16 protein-coding genes and 2 pseudogenes are annotated in these 21,921 nt (G+C 68.1%); 10 read left to right on the top strand and 8 right to left on the bottom strand.

Annotation, left to right across the window (positions count from 1 at the left end; genetic code table 11):
* From ACZ6BG_RS22510 to ACZ6BG_RS22500, 3 genes are all read right to left on the bottom strand, one after another.
* A partial coding sequence (locus ACZ6BG_RS22510) for a tetratricopeptide repeat protein (RefSeq protein WP_469004098.1) occupies positions 1-1,717 on the bottom strand: 1,717 nt, incomplete at its 3' end.
* Positions 1,718-2,887: 1,170 nt separating this feature from the next.
* A complete protein-coding gene (locus ACZ6BG_RS22505; protein ID WP_469004096.1) occupies positions 2,888-3,265 on the bottom strand; it encodes a serine hydrolase domain-containing protein in 378 nt (125 codons plus the stop codon).
* A gap of 591 nt (positions 3,266-3,856) precedes the next feature.
* Positions 3,857-5,860 (bottom strand): nSTAND1 domain-containing NTPase, encoded by a 2,004-nt coding sequence (locus ACZ6BG_RS22500; RefSeq protein WP_469004094.1) that lies wholly within the window; start codon positions 5,858-5,860, stop codon positions 3,857-3,859.
* A gap of 249 nt (positions 5,861-6,109) precedes the next feature.
* On the opposite strand from ACZ6BG_RS22500, the gene ACZ6BG_RS22495 reads away from it, so the two are divergent.
* The gene (locus ACZ6BG_RS22495) at positions 6,110-6,574 is read left to right on the top strand and encodes a hypothetical protein (RefSeq protein ID WP_469004092.1); all 465 of its coding nucleotides are present in this window, start codon (positions 6,110-6,112) and stop codon (positions 6,572-6,574) included.
* Positions 6,575-7,186: 612 nt separating this feature from the next.
* A complete protein-coding gene (locus ACZ6BG_RS22490) occupies positions 7,187-7,324 on the top strand; it encodes a hypothetical protein (RefSeq protein WP_469004090.1) in 138 nt (45 codons plus the stop codon).
* 45 nt (positions 7,325-7,369) lie between these two features.
* Here the strand turns inward: ACZ6BG_RS22490 and ACZ6BG_RS22485 are convergent, their stop codons facing one another.
* Complete coding sequence (locus ACZ6BG_RS22485) at positions 7,370-7,747, bottom strand: hypothetical protein (protein WP_469004088.1); 378 nt, start codon at positions 7,745-7,747, stop codon at positions 7,370-7,372.
* Positions 7,740-8,093: pseudogene (locus tag ACZ6BG_RS22480) on the bottom strand (RNA polymerase sigma factor); the annotation flags it as partial. The gene ACZ6BG_RS22485 and the pseudogene ACZ6BG_RS22480, both read right to left, overlap by 8 nt.
* A gap of 51 nt (positions 8,094-8,144) precedes the next feature.
* Here ACZ6BG_RS22480 and ACZ6BG_RS22475 point away from each other — a divergent pair.
* Positions 8,145-8,456, top strand: a complete 312-nt coding sequence (locus ACZ6BG_RS22475) for a hypothetical protein (protein WP_469004159.1) — start codon at positions 8,145-8,147, stop codon at positions 8,454-8,456.
* Between the two features lie 130 nt (positions 8,457-8,586).
* Here the strand turns inward: ACZ6BG_RS22475 and ACZ6BG_RS22470 are convergent, their stop codons facing one another.
* A complete protein-coding gene (locus tag ACZ6BG_RS22470; protein WP_469004085.1) occupies positions 8,587-12,351 on the bottom strand; it encodes an nSTAND1 domain-containing NTPase in 3,765 nt (1,254 codons plus the stop codon).
* Between the two features lie 306 nt (positions 12,352-12,657).
* Between ACZ6BG_RS22470 and ACZ6BG_RS22465 the strand changes: the two genes are divergently transcribed.
* Positions 12,658-13,047 carry a hypothetical protein gene (locus ACZ6BG_RS22465; RefSeq protein ID WP_469004083.1) on the top strand — a complete coding sequence of 130 codons (390 nt, stop codon included), beginning with the start codon at positions 12,658-12,660 and terminating at the stop codon, positions 13,045-13,047.
* A 203-nt stretch (positions 13,048-13,250) separates the two neighbouring features.
* On the opposite strand, the gene ACZ6BG_RS22460 is transcribed toward ACZ6BG_RS22465, so the two are convergent.
* Positions 13,251-13,766, bottom strand: coding sequence for a tyrosine-type recombinase/integrase (locus ACZ6BG_RS22460; protein WP_469004080.1), 516 nt, complete (start codon positions 13,764-13,766; stop codon positions 13,251-13,253).
* Positions 13,738-14,073 carry a hypothetical protein gene (locus tag ACZ6BG_RS22455; protein ID WP_469004078.1) on the bottom strand — a complete coding sequence of 112 codons (336 nt, stop codon included), beginning with the start codon at positions 14,071-14,073 and terminating at the stop codon, positions 13,738-13,740. The genes ACZ6BG_RS22460 and ACZ6BG_RS22455 overlap by 29 nt, the downstream gene beginning before the upstream one ends.
* Positions 14,074-14,596: 523 nt before the next feature.
* Between ACZ6BG_RS22455 and ACZ6BG_RS22450 the strand changes: the two genes are divergently transcribed.
* The 6 genes and pseudogenes from ACZ6BG_RS22450 to ACZ6BG_RS22425 all read left to right on the top strand — a co-directional run bounded on the left by ACZ6BG_RS22450 (position 14,597) and on the right by ACZ6BG_RS22425 (position 21,894).
* The gene (locus ACZ6BG_RS22450; RefSeq protein WP_469004076.1) at positions 14,597-14,827 is read left to right on the top strand and encodes a hypothetical protein; all 231 of its coding nucleotides are present in this window, start codon (positions 14,597-14,599) and stop codon (positions 14,825-14,827) included.
* A 220-nt stretch (positions 14,828-15,047) separates the two neighbouring features.
* Entirely contained in the window at positions 15,048-17,786 is a 2,739-nt protein-coding gene (locus tag ACZ6BG_RS22445) for a CHAT domain-containing protein (RefSeq protein ID WP_469004074.1), read from the top strand.
* Positions 17,767-18,429 carry a DUF6338 family protein gene (locus ACZ6BG_RS22440; protein WP_469004071.1) on the top strand — a complete coding sequence of 221 codons (663 nt, stop codon included), beginning with the start codon at positions 17,767-17,769 and terminating at the stop codon, positions 18,427-18,429. Before ACZ6BG_RS22445 ends, ACZ6BG_RS22440 begins: the two co-directional genes overlap by 20 nt.
* Positions 18,430-18,858: 429 nt before the next feature.
* A pseudogene (locus ACZ6BG_RS22435) lies at positions 18,859-18,999 on the top strand (transposase); the annotation flags it as partial.
* Between the two features lie 220 nt (positions 19,000-19,219).
* The gene (locus ACZ6BG_RS22430; protein WP_469004069.1) at positions 19,220-19,885 is read left to right on the top strand and encodes an HNH endonuclease; all 666 of its coding nucleotides are present in this window, start codon (positions 19,220-19,222) and stop codon (positions 19,883-19,885) included.
* Positions 19,886-20,814: 929 nt separating this feature from the next.
* Positions 20,815-21,894 carry a polyprenyl synthetase family protein gene (locus ACZ6BG_RS22425; protein ID WP_469004067.1) on the top strand — a complete coding sequence of 360 codons (1,080 nt, stop codon included), beginning with the start codon at positions 20,815-20,817 and terminating at the stop codon, positions 21,892-21,894.
* Positions 21,895-21,921: the final 27 nt, after the last annotated feature.

Below are 21,921 nucleotides of genomic sequence, written 5' to 3'. Positions count from 1 at the left end.
CGAGGTTGTTGCGCGAGGCCAGCGTGTCGGGGTGGTCGCCGCCCAGCACCCGCTCGCGCTCTGCCAGGGTGCGTTCGTGCAGGGGGATGGCCCGGCTCAGGTCCCCCGCCGACTCGTACGCGCCGGCGAGGTTGTTGCGCGAGGCCAGCGTGTCGGGGTGGTCGCCGCCCAGCACCCGCTCGCGCTCTGCCAGGGTGCGTTCGTGCAGGGGGATGGCCCGGTCCAGGTCCCCCGCCGACTCGTACGCGCCAGCGAGGTTGTTGCGCGAGGACAGGGTGTCGGGGTGATCATCGCCCAACACCCGCTCCCGGGTGGCGAGGGCGCGTTGGAAGGCTGTAATGGCGGGGGTGAGTGCGCCCTGTCCGCTTCGGTAGGTGGCGGCGCGGCCGAGGGCGTAGGCGGTGTGGGTGGTGTCGTGGTCGGGGGTGTGGTGGCGGGTGAGGGCGTCGGTGTGCGGGAGCAGCGCCCGGCACCGGGGCCAGGTCCCGGGCTGGTCGACGTCGGCGGGGTAGCTGTCTGCGAGGAGGACGGCGGCCTGGTCGCGGGCGTGGCCGACGGCCTCGGGGGTGCGGTGGGGGTCGTTGGGGTCGGGTGTGCGGGCGAGGGCCTGGAGGAGGCGGTGGACGCTCAGGGTGCCGTCGTGGTGGTCGGTGACCATGCTGTAGGCGGTGAGTTGGCCGATCGCGGTGGCGAGCTGGGGTGGTTCGGCAATGTCGTGGAGCAGGTCGCGGGGGATGTCGTCGGGGGCGTACCAGGCCAGGATGCGCAGGAGGTCAACAGCGAGGGGGGTATCGGCCAGCTGGTTGAGGGTGAGGTGCCAGATGCGGGCGATGGTGCGTTCGGAGTGGCCGCCCGCGGTGCCGGAGGCGAACATCGCGGCGGGCCAGCGGGCCAGCATGTGCAGGTAGGCGCGGGGGCTTGTGCCGGTCTCGGCGCAGTACGCGGTGGCTTGCTCCACCGCGAGGGCCAGGTGCCCGAGTTCCGCGCACACGGCGTCGGCGCCGCTGGTGTCGCGGGGGCCCTGGTGGGTGAGGACGCGGGTGAACAGGTCGACGGCCTCGGCGGGGGCGAACACGCCGAGGCGGATGGTGGTGGCCTGGTGGTGCCAGCCGGTCGCGCGGCGGGTGGTGACCAGGACCCGGCCGCCCGGCACGCGGTCCAGGAGCGGGCGGATGTGCCGGGGGTCCTCGGCGTTGTCCAGCACGAGCAGCCATCCGTCGTGGCCGGCGAGCCAGGCCACCGCGCGTTCGCTCTGCAACTCGGCGGGCAGCCCGGCCAGTCCGGGCTGCAGCGCCCGCGCCAGCGCGGCCATCCCCGCCTCAACTGCGGCCGCGGTGTCGGCGGTGACCCACCACCGCACCTTCTCCTGCCGCCGAGCCGCCCAGTGCGCGGCGAGGGCGGACTTGCCGACCCCGCCCAGCCCGTGCACCGCGTGCACGACCACCTCGCCGGGCCGGGCGAACGCCACCTCCAGCGCGCCGAGTTCCTCGACGCGGCCCACGAACAGCCCGGTCCCGATGTTCGATACCCCTCCGGCCGCAGCGTCGTCCGGGATGGGCGCACACACCTCGGGAGGGAGCACGAACGCCTGCCCCGCCTGGATGTACTGCGTCGACGAACCGGTCACGTCACCGCCGGCGACGATCGCGCCTTCGCTCCCGCACAGACCGGCGAGTGGCGCCGACTGCCCCGCCGCCTCCCCGGAGTCCCCGGTCACGGGCGGTACTCGGTGTGTGAGCCGTCGATGTCCCCGCCGGCGACGATCGCGCCGTCGCTGCCCGTCAGCCTCGACGTGCCACCGGGCGGCGCCGCTGGGGCGGAGGACGTCGGCCCGGTGTACCGAGTCGAGGAGCCGGTCACGCTTCCCCGTGCCACGATCGCCCCCCGCTCACCGGTCACCGGCTCCGCCAGCCCGGGCGACGGAACCGGGGCGGGTGGCGCCCCAGGGGGACCGCCCGCCGGGTCGGGGTTAGGGGCGGGCGCGCGCAGCTGCCACAGCGCCACACCCAACGCGGCGACCCCTGCCACCGACCCGGCAACACCCCAGGCCTGCCCGGATCCTTCCGGGTGCGCGACCATCACCCACACCAACAACCCCACCGCCGCACCCGCTCCCAGCAGAGCAAGCCCCCACCAACACACCCGCCGCCAGCTCGTCATACCTCATGGTCGCCCCCACAACATGGTCAAGTCTGTCCCTCCGCAAGCCGAGCCCTTCGCTCGTCGCAACGAAGACCCAGTTGGTGAGACACCTGTGGTAGCCCAGAACGCAGCCCCGCGTAGATCTTGCACGCAAGATGGCTGGTCAGGGACTACGAGAGGCCGCCCGCCCATGCGGAAGCGATGGTCAATCTGGCCCTCATCACCTTGATGAGCCGCCGCCTGGCCCGGCCTGCGCTCCACCCCGCCGCTGCCGCCCTCCGCCCGGGGACAGCTCTCCAAGCGGCTTGACCATGGCCGCGCTACCGATCACCGAGGCTGCCCGTCTACGCTCACCTCAGGCTCCCAGCCCCCGAGCCATGACGTCTTCGTGTGGCCAACTGGAGCCGCATCGCCGTCAACGCGGCTCCAGCCCTCGCTCTCCTGGCGCCAGCAGGTCGACTCCCGCAGCCCTGCCCCCGGAGGGCACCTCGCGCGAGGCCCGACCGAGGGGAGCCTCGGTCGGGCCTCGCGCACCCGGACGCCGCCGCATCCCGGCGGCGGCCGGACACAAGAAGCGTCCCACCAACGCCCTCCCCTGTCCGCGCGATGCCGTTTCCGGGGCGCGGATTCATCCCGTCGTACTCCGGCCCGGTCATCGAACTCCGGTACGGCAGCCGGGCCTCCCGGCTCACGAGCTGCTGCATCGTCGATACGGTCAGCCGTCTGCGTAGCCGAGCACAGCAGGTCAAGACGGGTAAGCGGACCTGGCCCGGCCCACGCTCGTGTCCATGCCCCTGCCCCGCCGCCCATGGTCCGGGGGGGGGTACCGGCGCATTCCCGCGGCAAGGTCCGCGACGACGGCACACGTCGTGTCCCAGTCACACAGCTCGGCCGGGGTGATACCGGGCGGGAGTCGCGGGATCGCGATCCTGTGGGATAGAGCGTCACGCACGGTCGCCCGGCCCTTGCCATGAGCGGCGAACTCGGGCCAGTAGCAGGCGATCGGAGTGTCGTAGTCGATCAGGCCACGCTCCGCGAGCACGTGCACGAGCGTGGCCATGAAGCCCTTGCCGGTGGAAAAGCTGTGGATCAGCGCGCCGGGCGCCAGCAGCGCCGGAGCCACCACAGCCGCCGGAGCGGACGAAACAGCCGCCGCCGAAACGGCCGAGGCCGGAGCGTCCGCAATGGCCGAAGCCAGGGTTTGTGATCACCCTCCCCATCGAACGACACCGTCACCCTCCGAGACTGCCCCCAGGTCTGTGCCAGAACCCCGAAGTCATCGACACAGCCACTCCCTCTTGCGGCGGATCCGGCTGCCCCTCACGCCGCTCTTGGTCCAGAGCCGGTAGTCCTCGGCTTCCTCAAGGAGCAGGACCCGCTGCCTGCTGTATGCCCAAGCCGCCGCGATCCCACCGATTCCCCGAGTGTTCTGCCCGGAGCCGCGGGACGTGCGGCGTTTCGATGATCGTCGCGCGGCGCAGGGCCTCGGCGTACTCGTACCGTTCCGGCTCGCCCGGTGGGGGCTCTGCGAAGCGGTGGACTAGTTCTTCGGCATGACGTATTTCGCGTCGTCGGCGAGCGCCCGGGGGCGCTGTCCTTGGTAGCCGGGCGGCACGACAACGGGCGGCCAGCGCCAGACAGCTGTACCCGGGCGTGGGCGAAGGCGCGCGAGTAGGAACAGCGTCACGCCAGGCGGGTCGACCTCGCTGGTACGTCAACAGACGTCCCTATAGGGGGAATTCAGTATCGTGGCCCATTCGCGGCGAGAAGGGCTGCCGAAGGAATCACAGATAGCGGCAGCCATACCTGCCATTCCTTTACCTCTGTCATAGTCATCCGAGAGAAAGACTTTGATGACGCGGGAACCTTTGAAGAGCGTGCGGCGGACTCCTTCTTTCGGGCCGCGAGTGTCACGATCATGCGGGAAAGAAAGGCTCTTTGACGTGTATTGGGCGAAGCGTGCCTGACTGAGTACGGCTCTTGTCTCATCCAGAGAAGCGAGGCGCCAGGCGGCGACGCTGAACTTCATACCCAGGACGCGATCGCGCTCCGAAGGGGACGCCAGGAGGCTGACTGCGGCCATGGCGGCTCTACGGCCTTCTTGCTCCTCGTACTGCCTTTGCGCAGTGCGGTGCTGTTGCAGGGCCAATCCGCCCGCTACCGATGCGAGCACGACGAGGACGGACACCGCCACGACCAGGGCGCGGCGGAGCCTGCGGGCGCGGCCCCGGGCCGCTGTGCTGGCACGTAGGAAGTCTCTTTCCAGGGGAGTAAGGGACTGTTGTTCCGAGGATGCGGTCCAGTGTTCTTCTGCGGCGGTCAGTCTCGGACCCCGCCACAGTGAGTCGCGGTGGTGATGAAGCTGGGCCCATACGTCAGCGGCATCGGTCAGTTGCCTTTGAAGAAGTAGGCGGGCGTGGTCGGCGTCGATCCACGCGCGCAGGCGGGGCCAGCCGGTGATGAGTGCTTCGTGCGCGAGGTTCACCGTGTCGTTGTCAAGGCTGATCAGGCGGGCGCGGGCCAGCCGGTCCAAGACTTCATCGACATCACCGTTGTCCTGAGCCAGGTCGAGTTCCGAGCGCGGCGCGGGGCGCCGGGTATCGGGGGCGCCCTCTCCGGGGGCAATGAGGCGGAGCAGCAGCACTTTGGCCAGCTCCGCCTGCCGAGGGTTGAGCTGGGTGTAGATGGTCTCGGCGGTCTGGGCAACTGCTCCCTGCAGGCCCCCTGCTGCTTCGTAGGCTTCCATCGTCAGGACCCGGCCGCGGCAGCGGCGCCAGGTCTCCAGCAGCACATGCGACAGCAGCGGCAACCCGCCCGGTGCATCCTCTACCTCGCTGATCAGGTGGGCGGTCAGGTCGCGCTCCACGGTCAGTCCCGCGGTCTGTGCCGGTTTGACAACGGCCTCGCGCAGTTCCGCCGGGCTCATCGGGCCGACCAGCACGCTGGAGGCTGGCAGGGCGTCGGCCAAGGCGCGGTGTTCGGCGCAGCGACCGTAGAAGTCGGCGCGGACGGCGATCACGACGCACAGTCTGCTGGCCGGTTCGCGGGCGGCGAGCAGCTGATCGATGAACCCAGTGCGTTCTGCCGGGTCGTGGCAGAGGGTGAACACTTCCTCGAACTGATCGATGATGACGACGGTGTCCCCGTCGCCCTCGGCCGGGTGCAGGGCCAGAGCGTGGGTGCGTAACGGGTGTTCTCCGGGGGTGAGGATCCGGATCGCTGACAGACCCTCCGTCTGAGCCCGTAGTGCGGGGATCAGGCCGGCACGCAGCAGTGAGGACTTGCCGCTGCCGGACGGGCCCAGCACCGCGGTGAACCGGTGCTCACCCACCAGAGCCTGTATGACGTCCACCAGGGTGTCGCGCCCGAAGAACCGGTCGTAGTCGTCCGGCTCGAACCGGGCCAGCCCCTGGTAGGGCGGCCGCATCCTGTCGTCGCGTGGCTCCGCGAGCGCTGTTGCCTCGTAGGCCTCTTTCCACCGGCGTTCCCACTGCGGCACGTTCCCACCGCAGGCGCGGACGTACGCCAGCGTGACCGCAAGGGAGGGCAAGGCCGTGCCGGCGGCCGCCCGCGAGAGGGACGTCACCGAGTAGCGCGCGCTCCGCGCCATCTGGCGGTAGGTGGGGCTGCCCGCCTCCTGACGCAGCTTGCGCAACTCGTACGCGAACCCTGGGACCGGACCCGCACCGGGATCCAGAAACGTTTCCGGTCGGCCCATCGAACGGTTCCCCTCAGGGTGCCACCACCACCGCTGCCGCATACCCAGGCCACGCTATGAACCAGAGCGAGGGCACGGCAAGAGCCGCTTTGAGCCCACCCCTCGATCTGACGGAGTTGCTCAGTACGGCGCAAGAGGGCTGCTGAACAACCCTCAGGCCGCTGAACTCGACCTCAGACACCCCGCTCGCCTGGCGTGCGGCTGCGGGCACAAGGCGTGCCCGTGAAACGAAGGAGAGATATGCGGTACATGCATAAGACCGGTATCGCGGTGGCCGGGGCGGTAGCTGTCCTTGCCACCCTCGCCCCCACCGCCGGAGCCTCGAACCCCGCCGAAGAGGTTCCTGTGGTCGACACCTTCAAGGAGCTCGCCGACATCGTTGAGGTAGGCAGCCGCGGCAGCTGCTACGGCGGAACCTACTTCGGGCACAGGGCCGTCGTGAGATGCGGCAGCCATGTCCTGAGGGTCAACTGGAACGCCCACCAGGACCGCTCCGTCGACGAGGTCTTCGCAGTTACGTCGAATAACAAGATTTGGCACATCTGGAAGAACTCCGGTGGCTGGAAGCAGATGCCGAACAACGGGCGCGCCGTCGACACCGTCCACGCCTACTGGGGCCACGGAGGCCGCACTGTCGTCGTCAAGGCCGCCAACGGCAGCCACTGGCGCAGCACCTACAAGTCCAACGCCTGGCGCGGCTGGTACGCCACCTAGAAACCCGACCAGTGAAGGCCCCCGCTGAGCACGGCCAGGCTCTCGCCGTGAGGCGGCGCATGTGCTCTCGAAGACATCTGCGCCGCCTCTGGCCCACTGCCGGATGTTCTCACCACCACCATGGTGGTCCTGGCCCTCATGGTGCTGGGCGAGGAAGCGGACGTAACTCGCCCACAGCCCCATGGTCGCCGCCGAGGTCGACGAACCGCGGCTACGGGACCTGATCCCGGCCCAGGGCCGGGCTGATGCTGTGGGCGGACGGCATGGACAGGGCGCATCGACACCCCAGCGCGTATGGGCGGTGGCGTTGCGGGAAGGCGCACCCGCCGAAGAGCGGCAGCAGGCGCTAGTGGCGGGGACAGACCTGCGCGGGCGGCGGGTGGACCTGGCGGCCGTCTGCTCAGTGAGGCTGCCGAGTGGAGGCGTCGACGTCCATGCCGACGAGCGGGGCCTGCACGGCGCCGTTGTCACGGCCACACGCCGTATCCATGTGGCCAACGTACGGTCCGCGTTCTGGCGTCGCCCCAGGCCGTACGCCGCGTCCAGCCGGTTCGCCGGTGATGGTGCGCGGTGGTGCGTCAGGGACATGCCGTTTCAACCCCGTACCGCCGTATGGACCGGGCGTTCGCGACGCCGGGTGGCGAGGTCCTCGGCTGCGACATCCCCACTGACCTCCTGGAGGCAAACCGCAGGGCCACCGGCGACCGTCTGCCGGTGTCGGCGGCCCTGTGGGTCCCGGCCGCGGGATAGCGGCCTACGGGCGCTGTTTCACCCGGTCGGCGATCCCCCAGTCCACTACGTGCGCAGCTGGATGTACTTCTTCTTCCCGGAAGCCGAGATCCGCTCGTCGCGGAAGCCCAGGAATTCATACGACGCCGGGTCGAAGATCAGGTACTTGCCTTCGTAGGACCCGCGCTCGGTATGGGCGATCCCCACCCCGGTCCGCCCGGCGGAGTCCTTCACTCCTGGGATCGTCTTGACGCCGGGCACAAGGGCCAGCGCCTCGTACGCCGCGGGGCGCAGTGCATGGCGGCCGCTGGGGCCGGTGCCGGTGCGCTGGTCCGCGTGGGCCATCGCGTTGAGCAGCTGGTGCCAGGCCCGGTCCCGGGCCGGACCGGTGAGCGGGGCCGCGTCCGCGTCCCACTCCTTCAAGAGTTCGAGTTCGTCATTCATGGTCGGATACCTCTCGCAGTGCCGTCGGATTGGATCCGCCCAATGTTTCGCGCAGCTTGCTGCGGGCCCGGTGCAGCCGTGATCTGACCGTGCCCACGGGGATACCGAGGGCCTGGGCCACCTCTCCGTAGTTGAGATCCCCCCAGGCCACCAGCAGCAGCACGTCCCGGTGCCGAGCGGGCAGCGCGGCCAGTGCCGCCGCCAGCTCGCGGCGTACGGCCCGCGCCACCACCCGGTCCGCGGCCCGGTCGGCCTGCGGCTCGTCGTGGTCGGCGAGGGCCGGGACCCGGGCCATGGCCTTGAACCGGCGGGCCTCAGCCCGCCGATGCCGACCGACCAAGTTGGTGAGCGCGTTGCTGGAATCCGAAGAATTCGTTCGCGCCTGCCGGGAAAGGGCGTGACCGCGCGCGTAGAAGCCGCTGAAGCCGAGGCGGAAACGCACTTCGAAGAGGCCATGCGGCATGAGGACATGCAGATGCTGCAGCTGCGGGGACAGAGTGCGGACGCGGAGGTGGAGGAGGAGTTGCGGCGGTTCCAGCAGGGGCCGCAGTGCCCCTTTGCATTCGGATCTCCTGCCGTGAGTGGGGTGTTCGGGGCAGGCTCAGGACTGGTCGTCGCCGGTGCGCTGGACAACTGCACACCCCCGGAGCAGGCGCGCGAGTTCCATCAGGATCTGCGCGCGCACGGGGGTTCCTTTCGGCTTTGGTGAACTATCCGCAGGAAGGGCACGGGGTGCGGTCCTATCCGGCCCGGATCGACTTCCTGACCCGGGTGCTGAACTGGTTCGAGCTGTATATGGCCGCAGGCTGACCATGCGCGAGGAGTTCCGAAGAGTTGGTTCAGCACACGTCCTTGTAGGGGACCCCCGGAATGTGCTGCGCCCACTGCGCGCGGGTCAGGCCACCGGTGGCTCGACGGCAGACCTCGGGGGCGCCGTTGCCCACCGTGACCGTGTAGCGCCGGACCAGGGTGTGCCAACCGGCCACGTCGACGGTGTTTCCGTCCGGGGTGAACGCGACGGAAGTGATCCAATCGCCGGATGTGAGCAGGTCACCGCCGATCTGACGTCCCGTCTTGGTGTCCCACACCTGAAGCACGCCCTGTCCCCCGGCGACGGCGAGCAGGCTCCCGTCCGGTGAGAACGCGAGCGCGGCCACGGATTGTCCCGAAACGTCACCGCCGGAAACTCCTGGCAGCGTACGAAGCCGCTTGTTGCCCTGCGCGTCCCACAGGTGCACGTCGCCCATGAGGCTGCCCACGGCGAGGAATCGGCTGTCCTTGCTGAAGACGTGTGTCCATGGGGACATGGCGGAGAGTACGCGCCGCGCCTTGCCCGAAGATGCCGGGAAGAGGAGCAGATTCTCTCCTGCGTCGAGGGCTGCGACCATCTTGTTGTCCGGGCGGAACACGGCCTTGGTCAACTCTCTGCGTGCCAGCGTCTCGAGTCGCCTGCCGCTGTCCACGTCCCAGATCTCGCCGCTCTTCTCTCCGGTGGTGGCCAGGCGAGTGCCGTCGGGGGCGAGGGCGACGCTCCACACCGTGTCGGGCACCTTGATCGTGCGGACGACTCGATGCTCCCGTGCGTCCCACACGCTCACTCGGTCGCGTTGCGCGTAGGCCAGCAGTTGGCCGTCGGCGCTGAGTGAGACCAGGTCCTCGGTGGTGATGCCGTGGAGGCCTTCGTCGTGGAACTTGGAGAGTGTGACGACGTGGCGGGGTCTTCTCGCCGCGCTCCTGTCTGCGATCTCGACGTCCACTGTCTTGCCCTTGCGTTTGACTGCAACGAGCACGTTGCTGTTTGCGCTCAGCAGTGGCCATCGGTCTTGTCCCGGTCGCCAGGTCGAGGCCACGGCCGGCCCGATTTCGAGTGTCCGCACGACGTCCCCGGTCGGGCCTCCCGCCCCCAGATAGCGCACTGCTCTGGCTTGCACGTCGAGGCCCAGCTGTTCGACCTGGTCATGGTCGAGTGGGTAGTGCCACACCGGTTGCTTCGGCCGATCCGTGCGCCAGAGCACGATCTGGTCGTCGCTGGCGCCGGCGACGAAACGGTCCTCGTCGTCGAACACGATGTGGGTGAGCACTTCACGTGACTCGTCGGCGGGGTCCCGGCCCTCGACGGGTGGATCGAGGTGGAGCCGGGGCAGTTCACGGCCGGTCCTGATGTCCCAGCGACGTGCTCCGGTGTCATCGGCGACCGCGATCGTGCGGGTACCGAGAGCGGGGGTGTTTCCACGCCGGCAGGCAGTGTCGATTCCCTTGCCGCGTAGCTTGCGTGGAGCGTTGCCGCGTACGTCCCACACGCGAAGCGCGCCACCGTGCTCGGGGCACCACGCCACGAGACGCTCGTTCGCCACCACCTGGTCGTTGAGCGCCAGTTCCCGCTTGAAGAGACGCTTTCGCAGTCGGACGTCCCACAGCTCGTGGAGGGAGCCATCTTCCACTCCTTCGGTGTTCTCTTCCAATGCCCCGGGGAAGCCGCTGGCCAGCAACGTCCGGCCGCCGCTGCCGAAACTCAGGCTACCGATCGAGGTGCCTGACCTGCGCTTGGCCAGCTGCTTGCCGCTGCGCATGTCCCACACCTGGAGCCAGTCCGCTTCCGCGCCAGTGACCAGCCGCGCGATCCTCTTTCCGTCAGGGCTGGGAATCACGTCGTCCTCCGTGTCCGGGGCAACCCTGACCGTACGAGGGTGGCGCGTGCTTACATTCCATGCGGTGACCCGGTCGTCCTGCCGGTCGATCACCACACGCCCGTCTTCGCTGAGCCGGAGGCTGCCGGTCCGCTCGGCGGCGGGAACGGAGAACACATCCCGCTCCTTCTGCCCCAGGGAACTCACCACCGCCGACCGCGTCTCTGGCGTGTCGGCGATCCTCCAGGCGGCCACGCTCAGCCGCATGGCGAGCCGAGGGTCGCTGAAGCGCAGGGTTTCCGCGACGCCGGCCACCCGCTGTGCCTCGGCACGCAGGCGCTGGCGGTCGTTGGTCTCGCTCTGCCGCCACGCCATCACGCCGGCGGCCAGGGCCAGCACCAGCAGCAGCGACAGGCCGACCGTCAGCCCCCGCAACCGGCGCGTCGTGCGGGCGACCCGCGCGCGTTCGCGGTCCCGCTCGGCCGCACTCGCGGTGAGGAAACACTTCTCCAGGTCGTTGAGTTCATCCCAGTGCGACGGGCCGCCCAGTTGCTCTTCGGCGGTGGCCAGGCGGGTGCCCCGGTACAGGGCCCCCGCGTCTCGGACGAGGTCGTCCCAGGCGCGGGCAGCCTCTGTCAACTGGCGGTGAGTGATGAGGCGTTGACGATCGTCCTCGATCCACGCGTGCAGGCGCGGCCAGGCGGTGATCAGGGCCTCGTGTGCGAGGCCGACGGTGTCGTCGTCGACGGTGACGAGCCGGGCGCGGACCAGTTCGGCCAGGACCGCCGCGACGCCGCCCTCCTCACAGAAGTCCAACTCGTCGCGCCGCACGGGGCGCCGCGTGTCGGGCGAGCCTTCTCCCGGCGAGATCAGACGCAGGAACAGCTGCCGGGCCGCCTCCTGGCGGTTCTTCGGCAGTTTGGTGTAGATCTCCTCGGCGGTCTGCGCGACCGCACCGTGGAGACCACCGCTCGCCTCGTACGCTCCCACGGTCAGCAGGCGTGCCCGGCGGCGGCGCCATGTCTCCCGTAACACGTGGGACAGCAGGGGCAGTCCGCCCGGCTCCCCTTCCACCTCGTCGACGAGCCGTGCGGTCAACGCCCGCTCGACGTTCACGCCCGCTGCCTGGGCGGGTTTCACGATCGCCGCCCGCAGTCCCTCGCGGTCCATCGTGCCCACCGGCAGACTGCTCTGCCTCACCGCGTCCTCCAGGCCCGGATCGGCCAGACAATGCGGGTAGAAGTCGGCGCGCACTCCCAGCACCACGCGCAGCCGGGCGACGGGATCGTGCGCGGCAAGCAGCCGGGCAACAAACTCGGCGCGTTCGCACGGGTCGTGGCAGAGAGTGAAGACCTCCTCGAACTGGTCCACCACCAGCCAGGTGTCTCCCTCACCGGGTGCGGGGTCCAGCGCTCGCCCGTGGGTCCGCCAGGGACACTCCCCCGGGGTGAGGATCCGTACCGCCGCCGGCCGCAAGGATCCGTCGAGGTTCCGCAGCCGTGGAATCAGGCCCGCTCGCAGCAGGGATGATTTGCCGCTGCCCGACGGGCCGAACACCACCACCACACGGTGCTCGCCCACCTTGCGCAGCAGGTCCTCGGTCAGCTCGTCGCGGCCGAAGAAGAGGTCGGCATCGCCCACGTCGAAGCGGGCCAGCCCCCGATAGGGAGGCGGGGCCTCTTCGTCGTCCGATGGGACGTAGTTCCGGCGGGCCTCCTCCGCGGCCGCCTCACGCCAGCGCCGTTCCCACTGCGATGGGTCGCCGCCGCACGCTCTGACGTACGCCAGCACCACTGGCAGGGACGGCAACTGGTCTCCCGCGGCGGCCCGCGACAGCGTGGCGACGGAGAACTCCACCTGCCGGGCCATCTGCCGGTAGGTGATGCCACCCGTTTCCTGGCGTAGCTTGCGCAGCTCTGAGGCGAACTGCTGGATTGGCCCCTGTCCCGGATCGATGTCCGCCTCCGGACGCCCCATGGCGCTTCCTTCCCCCGTACCGTCCGCATGAGCAGCAGCGGCGGCTCATACCAACACGCTCCCTACCACCGGGAAAGCCACCATCCGGCCAACCCGGGCTTGTGAGCTGCTTTGTTTCACGCCCGGGACCCGGCAGCGCAACAACTCCCACCCTGCTGGACTCGATGGCGAACCGACCGAACGGCGCGCCCCTCGCACCCTTGGGGCGTCGGGCGCTTCCCGCACCTTCCTTCCCGCGGGGCACACGCAGGCGCCGTTCGCGTCCGCCGCAGGAATCGTCAAACCACCACAGGACGAAGGAGAAGCATGCACACTCGCAGGAAGATCGCCACAGCTCTCGCCGCAGGGACCATGACCGCAGGACTGCTCACCGGGGGCGCCCTCACGGCCTCGGCGGACGTCGCCCCCATGTCCTGCTACGGCAGCGCAAAGGCCTTCGGCACGACGAACAAGGTGTGGCCGGCCTATCCGAAGTGGGCCAAGACCACCTCCCAGTGCGCCGACGTCAACGTGAAGGCCAGGGCCGGCGCGTATGTGCAGGCCTGCTTCGACAAGGGCCCGGGCCAGCCGCACAAGTGCTACCCCAAGCGCTGGCTCTCGCAGGGCGTGTGGGACACGGCCGTGACCGACGTGCCCGACGGCAAGAAGTTCTACCTGAAGTTCGACCGGCACACGGGCGGCCTGATCGCGTACTGACGCACCGGCTGCACTGACGCACCGGCTGTTGCGCGGCCCGCACGGGCCGCGCAACAGCCGTTCGCCCGGGGGAGACGCCGGGCAGGGCGCCGACCCCGACCGTCATCGGACACCCGGGCAAGCCTGATTGCACGCCCCGCACGGCACCTGTGCACCATCGGATCTCCTTGACTCGCCTCCCCTGCAAGCGAAGTGACAGTGAGTCACCGCTGGTGACCGAGAAGCGATGTCCGGCCAGTCCCGGCGCGCCCGCGACGAACCCGCTCGACCGCCTCCCGCAGCCGGGCCCGGCTGGGATGCAGATAGGGCCGCGGTGAGTTCGGATCCTTCTGACCGAGGAGGGCCTGGACCTCATCCAGAGCTCCACCGGCGTCGACGAGATTGCTGACCATCGCGTGCCGCCACATCCGCGGCGTGACCAACCGGTCCAGACCCGCCCTCCGGGACAACGACTCGCAGAGTTCGCCGATAGCGTCCGGCGTGATGGGCTCGCCGTAAGACGGACGCAAGAGGTTCACCAACAGGAAACCGCTGCCGCCTGAGGGCAGTCGCTCGTGCCGCTCCAGCGCGTACTGGTCGAAAGCCTGGACCACCAGGAAGTCCACTGGCATCGCCCAAGGCTTCTTCGACTTCGACCAGGCCCCGTTCTCGTTCTGCCGCCGGACCACATGGACGTGGGCGCCTTCCAGATCACAGCCCAGCGGCCTGGAGTTCATCATCAGATGCGGGTCGCTGCGATACAGGCCCGCCAACCTGCCCCGGAGGCAGCCCGAACCGAGACAGTAGCAGGACCGTCAGCCGGTCCCGGGCCGACCAGCAGGCCCTGAACATCGCCACGACCTGCTCATCGCTGGCCCGGTCGATCTCCGTCTCCGGCTCCTGAACCCGATGCCGTGCCCGAAGCCGCATCGCCCCGCTCTCACCCTGAGCCTCGGCCGGCAGATCACCGGTGTCGCCGACCTCGTAGATCTGCTCCAGCACCCATCCCGGCACTGTCTTCTCCGCCACGGCGTGCAGAAGGAACATTCGCACGGCCGTGAGGACCTGTTTCGCCGGAGCTCCTGCCGCACCGGCTTGGCCCCCGGACCAGGAAAGACCACCGGGGCATCTGCCCCTGCCCGGCGTCCACTTCAACCACAACAGGAACAACCCCATCTTCCTGGCCGCCGTCCGCCAATCCCTGCCCGTGGCCTCACGCCACCGCAGAAACAAGGCGACCCCCTCGGCGTACGACTTCGTCGTCGTCTCCGCCCGCCCCCCCTCGCCAGCCGGGTCTCTCTCAGGAACCGATCGGCTGCCTCAACGACCTCGTAGCGCTCGTCGACCACCGTCCAGTACCGACTGCCCGAGGGTAGCGCCACAGGAAATGTCCGCATTCCTCTTCCTCTCCACGTGCCGATCACAACGATCTGTCGCTAAGCCACACCCCCGGAGAACCGTCGCCAAGACCCCAACGAAGAGGTCAAGGCAACGTCACACCACGTTTGCCTGCCCCCCAGAGAACGTCGAGGACCTCGGCCTGCTCAAGCTGGATGTCCTTGGCGTACGCATGCAGCCCGCGTTGGTCTACGCGGTGCAGGAGATCCGCCGGGTGCACGGCAAGGACATCGACCTCGACAACAACCAGCAGGTGCCTCTGAATGACTTCTGGGCGTTCAAGCTCATCCAAGGCAGCGACACCATCGGCCTGTTCCAGCTCGATTCTGTGTCAAGTCCAGGTGTGTTGCCTTCATCTTCCTCTGGTCGCCTGGGACACCCTCTGACAGCGGAGCGCAATTGATGAAGGATGCGCTCGCGTCATCCGGGTCGGCTCAGCCTCCAGACGAGCGGTACGACGCCGACTGGCATGGATGAGCCTGTCTTCGATCTTGGCTCTATGCGCACGTCCGGCAGGAACATCGGCAATAGACCACACGGCCCAGCCAAAGGCCCCCTTGGCCTGTTGTCCGTTCCTGAAATCGGACGAGGATCGAAGTGAAGGAACTATCGAGGGGGATGCCGTGCCGAGTTCCGAAGAGCGGCCCAACGACGGCCTGCCGGGCCCTCTCAAGGACCGGCTGGACCACTGGGTCCGTACGCGCGAAACTTCAGTGCTCACGGACGACGCCGCACGCAGAGAGATCATCGAGGCCCTGGCCACGTTCCGGACCGACCCGGACTTCCGACTGCTGATCGGGGTGGTCAACTTCCTGCGGTTCCGGGCTGTCTGGCTGCCCATGGAGCCGGGCAGGAAGGAGATGGAACTAGGTCTCGCACTTGAACACCACCTCAAAAGCACCTTCGCCCATCCTCCGAAGTCGCCTGAGGCAAAGGAGCAATACCTGGGGTTGCCCGGACTCGTACAACGGACGATCGACGAACTGCGCCGCCTGGCCGGGGACGACCCAGACACCGAACAGCAGATCCTCGCCCGCGCCATGGCCGAAATCTCACTGCTGAGCGACCTCGACGCGAAGATTCGACGACTGCAGACCCTGCTTGATTCCATGGCCTTCACTCCCTTACTGACCCCCGAACTCCATGGCCAGCTGGGCATCTCCCTCTGGCAACGATTCCTGCGCGACGGCGCGCACAAGGACATCCAGGACTCAATCAGCGAACTGTTCGCAGCCGCCCGCCTGGCCAGCCCGCAGAACCCAGTACGCACCGCGTACTTGGCGAATGCGAGTACAGCCTTGATGAGCCTGGCCGAGCGCACCGACGATCTCGAAGCACTAGATCTGGCTATCGCGGGCTTGCGAAACGCAGTCGAGTCGCCCACGGCTCACGACCATCTGGCTCAGTGCCTGTCCAACCTCGGTATGGCCCTGGAGATCCGGCATCGCACGTCCGAAGACGTCGATGACATCAAAGAGGCCGTCAAGGTGCTGCGCAAGTCAGTCGATCTGACCCCGGTCGGCTCCGCCTCGCTGCCCGGACGCAAGACCAATCTCTGTCTGGCACTGCGTGGGCTGTTCGCCGACACCGGTGATCCGAACTGTCTCGCCGAAGCGATCAGTGTGGGTAAGGGCGCCCTCAAAACGCTCCCCCCCGGGAGCCCCGATAAGGCACGGCTGCTGGCCAATGTCGGAGAGTGCTTGCACGCGCGGTTTGAGCTCACAGCGTCGAACCCATCCCGGCGAGAGGCGATGGCGTACTTCGAGGAGGCGTCCCGGAGCACCACTTCGCCCCACTGGGACCGGATCCGCCCAGGGAGGGGCTGGGCCCAACTGGCAGCAGCCGGCAAGGACTGGGCCGAGGCGACGACCGCGTACGGCGAAGTCGTCGGCATGCTCCCGCATCTGGCGTGGCACGGTATTTCTGAAACCGATCGCCTCGGCTACCTAGGTTCGACTGGGCTCTCCGGCATAGCTTCCGAGGCTGCGGCCTGTGCCCTGCTGTCCGGACAGTCGCGGACAGCAGTGGAACTGCTTGAGCAGGGTCGTGGTGTGTTCCTCTCCCAAGAGTTCGACCTGCGCGACCTCGACGCCCTGCGGACCGGCTATCGCGACCTCGCCATCGAGATCGAGCAACTCGATGCCTTGCTTGACAGACCGTCGACCATGCGGACCGACCCGGTCGTCCGCCGCCGACACGCCCGGAGCAGGGAAGATCTCCTGGCCCAGGTCCGGGGCTTGGACGGCTTTGAAGACTTCCGCCACAGGCCAACGTGCGACCGGCTTCAGCAGGTGGCCGAAGCCGCAGGGGCGACTGTCGTGGTGGTGAACACGGCCACGCGCCGCTGCGATTCCTTCGTCCTCACACCTGACTCCTTCGACGTCGTCCCGCTCCACGACCTGAGGCGCGACCAGGCTGAAGAAAAAGCGACTGCTTTCCTACACGCCACGGCCCAGCTGGACTACAGCGCGGAGCGTACCCACGACGCCGAACAGGTGAAATTGCTAAAGGATGTGACCGACATCCTCGCCTGGCTGTGGGACACAGTCACGGCCCCCGTGCTGGACGCCCTGGGCCACACGACAGCCAGCAGCCCTGAGTCGGCGCCGCCCGTCTGCTGGGTTCCGGCGGGTCCACTGGCATTTCTGCCGCTGCACGCGGCGGGCAGGGACGAGGACGCGGTACTGGATCACGTGGTCTCCACCTACGCACCGACCATTCACTCACTCGACCGCTCGGCGCGCCAGACCTCTCTGAATGGGAGTGTACTGGTCGTGGCGCCCGAGAAGGATCAGCCATTCAAGGAAGAGGTCGACGCGCTGCGCCCCTTCTCCCCCTTGCTGCTGACTGGCAGAAAGGCCACACGCGACAAGACTCTGAAGGCGCTGCCACAAGCAGGAGTCGTCCACTTTGCGTGCCACGGCTACCAGGACCTCGTCAATCCCGCAGTCGGGCAACTGAAACTGCACGATGGAACGCTGAGTGTGCTGGAACTGGGCAGGCTGAACCTCACCGGCGCGGATCTGGCCTATCTGTCCGCGTGTCAAACCGCCGTCGGCGGGCAAGGGTTCGAGGACGAGGCTGTTCACCTCTCGGCCGCGTTCTCCCTGGCCGGCTTCCGCCACGTCATCGGCACCCTGTGGCCGATCAACAGTCCTGTCGCGAAGGACATCGCCACCGACTTCTACGCGGGGCTACGAACTGCCGATGGCACGCTCGCCACCGGCCAGGCAGCTGCTGCCCTTCACCAAGCCGTCGTGAAGATCCGCACAGCACACCCCGACCGGCCCGACCTATGGGCTTCGCACATCCACTTCGGTCCGGTTCACGCTGGCGGCAATCATGCTCCCCACCACTGTTGAAGGCTTGGCCATACTTCTACTGACCGCCCTCCCTGGGTTGGTCTACCTGTCGGTGAGAGAACACCTTCTCGGATCTCGCCCACCAGAGCAGGAAGTTACCAACAGGCTCGCACGCGCCACCGCAGCAAGCGTCACGCTCGATTCCCTGTACCTCATGGCATTCGGGCCGCAACTCGTCCGACTGCTGAGCAGCGATGAGTCAGGGATCTTCGCGAGCATCAGCCGCCAGCCTCGCCAGGCAGGGCTGACTGCTCTCGCGTTGGTCATCGCTGTGCCCACGGCCGTGGCATGTGGTGAGTCCTTCGTACTGCGCCGGAGTCACGCATCGCGCCGGGACGAGACTCCCACCGCTTGGGACGCTCTGTTCTCAGCACGAGGCCCGTGCTTCGTCCGAGCCAGACTCAAAGACGGTGGATGGGTAGGAGGGTGGTACGGAAGTGCCTCCAATGCATCCGCGTTTCCGCACCCCGCAGACCTCTTCCTGCAATCCCAGCGTCACATGAATCCGGACGGCACATTTGGACGACGCGTTCACGGAACAGGTGGGGTCTACATCCGGGCCGACGACATCGATGTACTGGAAATACTAGAACTCCCCCAAGCAGAGGAAGGGGCGCACAATGGAACGCACCGCAGATCCTGACTCTCCACCGCCCGAACAAGAGACACAGACCCTCTCGACCGACAAGCGAGGCTACCGGCCAGCCGATCACGCCAACGAGCCTGATGACCCCCCGGCACCGGTCCCGGGCGTGTCAGAATCCGACGCTGCGGACGACCTTCCAGCCAGCCGATAGCGGTGGCAGGGCCCGCTCGACACTCTCGGCAGATCTAGGGTCCGTCTTCAAAGATCATGGTGGCGTGATGCGCCGTCATGAACTCACCGGTCGGGAGATCGAGCGGGCAGGATCCATGCTGCGTTCTGCGGCGGGAGGGCTCACGCTGATTCCTGCCCGAGCGGGCCGCGGGCAGGACTGAGCACCAGAAACGGCCTGCGTGTCCGAGTTCTGGAGGTGGCGGCAGTTCCCAGGGTGGTGGCCAGAAGCGACAAAGGTGGGCCTAGGCCAAGTCCTTGCGGTTGTTCATCGACGCGAACGCCTCGTGGCTCACCGTGTTCCAGCTGCCTACCTACGCACCGGACCTCAACCCGCAAGAGGGTATCTGGTCGCGGATCAAGCGTGACATCGAAAACCTCGCAGCAGCCAACCTCGGCGTTGGCGGCTCTCTTCGGCGGCGGGTGGAATGACGACGCGGAGCAATAAGCAGATGGCGCCTTCAAAGGATGAGGAGGCGCGTATCAAGGGCAGGGCGCTTACCGAGAACAGCAGCGCCCCGTGGCAGGAGTGCTGACCGACCCGTGCCCGTAGCACGCATCTGATGATTTCCTATGTGGTGCCGGTCTGTCGGCGAGCGGAGGACACGAGTGTCGGCGGATGCGTCGTGGGAGAAGATCGAACGCTGGCTGGACCAGTACGCTCCGCGAGAACAACCTCTGCCGGGGCCGTGCACCCGCTCCGAGCGGGACGGCCTCTACAGCGCGCTCGGCGTGCTCGGACGCCCGCAAGCCACTGCTCCAGGATGCCCACGTCGTGCCGTGGCACGAGAGCAGAGCCTACTGCACCTCGGAAGCCGCGGCACGGCGCCGGTTCAATCACTGGCGGAACATTCTTGTCCTGTGCTCCACCTGCCACGGCGTCGATGACAACTCTGGTCTCATCTCACACCAGTTGGTAGTGGCGGTGCGTCTCGCGGTGCTGCGTGCTGATGCCGGGAGACGGGCTCTGGAGCTGTACCGTGAGCGTTCGTTGGCCTTCCGCGATGGAAGACCGTACGGGCCGTTCGAAACAGACGAGGCGTGGGCTGACCACGAGCTGTACCGACTGCACGGGCACGGGGGTGAGATCTCGGTGAAACCGCATGTGGAACAGGACCGCTACTTCCAGTGCACGCTCAGTCTCGACGACGGTCTCATCCCGGTGGGCCCATACGGCGGGGACACGGACAGCCTCCGTTTCGCCTACACCATCCAGGGCGTTCCGCCCCCGGCCTGGCGTCTACCGACTGGATCCACCCGCATCAGGCTGATCCGTGTGCCGTGAGCAGCGCCTGCGTTCCCGTGGCCGCAGATGGCTAGGCTGCCGTAGTGATCGGGTCTGCCCCGCTCCCCGGCCACCCCGCCGATCTGCATCTGCGCATCGCCTACGCCAACGAACTGCGTGACACCCTGATGCGGACACGCTCGAGCGGTTGGACGTGACGATTCTGCATCGTCGTGTGCACGACGAACATCGATGTCCTGTCCGGCCAGGCGAATGCGCCGCTGGGGGCTGTTCGGCGTACGTCGTGGACGACGTCACCGTCGGGTCGATGACCTTTTGTCGGGTGTACCTCGATCGGGGGCGCAATGCGTATGTATTCCGCCAGTTCCATGGACTCTGAGCTTGCCGTCTGTCTGCCTGTTCCGTCTGGTCAGTGGCTCGGAGCCGGGTCACGCCCGGCAACAAGGCCGTTGTACGGCTGCCGTCCTGGGGCGCAGCACGCCCCTAACGAGCTCGTCCTGCGCGAGGTTGACGGACCGTTCGGTCGTGGCGTGACGGTTCTCTCGGCGAGGCCATGAGGTATCAGCTCCGGCCATTGTCGTCGAGGGGGCATCTGGTGAAGTGGTGCATCGGTTCGCCGGCCTCCGTGCTCTCGAAGTGTGAGCGCCTTTCCCTTGCTGACCGGCCCCCGTACGTTCGTCTTGCATCTGTCTTGTGAACTGGCTGCGTGTTTAGCGGAGTTCAGGATCGCGCGGAGGGTCGTCCTCATGCCCTGTGGTCACTCCGTAGAGCGACCGTAGGGCCAGGTGAGACGTCGTGGATCAAGATCGAGGTTTGAGCCTCTTTGTGCATCGCGTGCGTGACGCGCCGCTTCGGGCGTCGGTGTGCTTCTGTGCGACCCCCATGCCCAGCGTGTCGTGTGCCGGTCAGGGGGAGGTGCGGGGTGTCCGGAAGTGTGCTCGCCGGTTTGCTGGTCGAAGGAGAATCGATTGTCCGAGACCACCGTCGCGCTCCCCGCCTGTGTGTTCGACCCTGCCGGCGTGCGGAGTGCTGTCGAGGAGCGGTTGGCCGCCTTCCTGGGTGCCAAGGCGCGTCTGGCGGCCGCGCAGGGCTTCCCCCCAGAGATCGTTGAGGTGCTGCGGGATCTGGTGCTGGGCGGCGGCAAACGAGTCCGTCCGGTGCTGTGCGTGGCTGGCTGGTGCGCGGCCGGTGGATGCGGTGATGAGGGTCCGGTGTTGCAGGTGGCCGCGTCGCTGGAGATGTTCCACGCCTTCGCCCTCGTGCACGACGACGTCATGGACCGCAGCGCCACGCGCCGGGGCCGGCCGAGCGCCCATGAAGCCTTCGCCGCCCGCCATGGGGGGCGTCCCGGCGCGGCGCGGCTGGGCGTGGATGCGGCCGTGCTGCTCGGGGATCTGGCTCTGGTGTGGTCCGACGAGCTGTTGCACACGGCCGGACTGGGTGCGGATCGGTTCGTTGCGGTGACGTCGGTGCTGGATGGGATGCGCACGGAGCTGATGTACGGGCAGTACCTCGACCTGCTGGGCACCGGCTGCCCGAGCACTGATCTGGAGGCGGCGCTGCGCATTGCCCGGTTCAAGAGCGCGAAGTACACCGTGGAGCGGCCGCTGCAGCTCGGGGCGGTGCTGGCCGGAGCGGATGCCGGTGTGTGCGCGGCTCTGAGCGCTTTCGGTCTGCCCCTGGGCGAGGCGTTCCAGCTGCGTGATGACCTGCTCGGCGCGTTCGGCGACACACCGCAGACGGGAAAGCCTGTGGCCGAGGACCTGCGGGAGGGCAAGCACACCGTGCTCCATGCCCTGGCCCTGCGCCGGGCCGTCGGAGGCGAGCGCGATCTACTCATGGGCCCGAGCCAGGGGACGCCGCCCGGGCCGGGGCAGGTGGCGCAGATCCGTGCCGTGCTGGAGGGCACCGGTGCCCGCGCCGAGGTCGAGCGGCTGATCGAGGAGCGCCGCGGCCGGGCCCTGCGGGCGCTGGAGGCCGTCGGCCTGCCTCCGGCCGCGGGTGCCGTTCTGCGCGCGGCCGCCTCCACCCTGATCGGATCGCCCTGATGGCCACCGGTGAGTCCTCGCTCCCGC

Source organism: Streptomyces sp. NPDC041205 (assembly GCF_055591765.1).
This window is presented reverse-complemented; position numbering and strand designations above follow the sequence as displayed.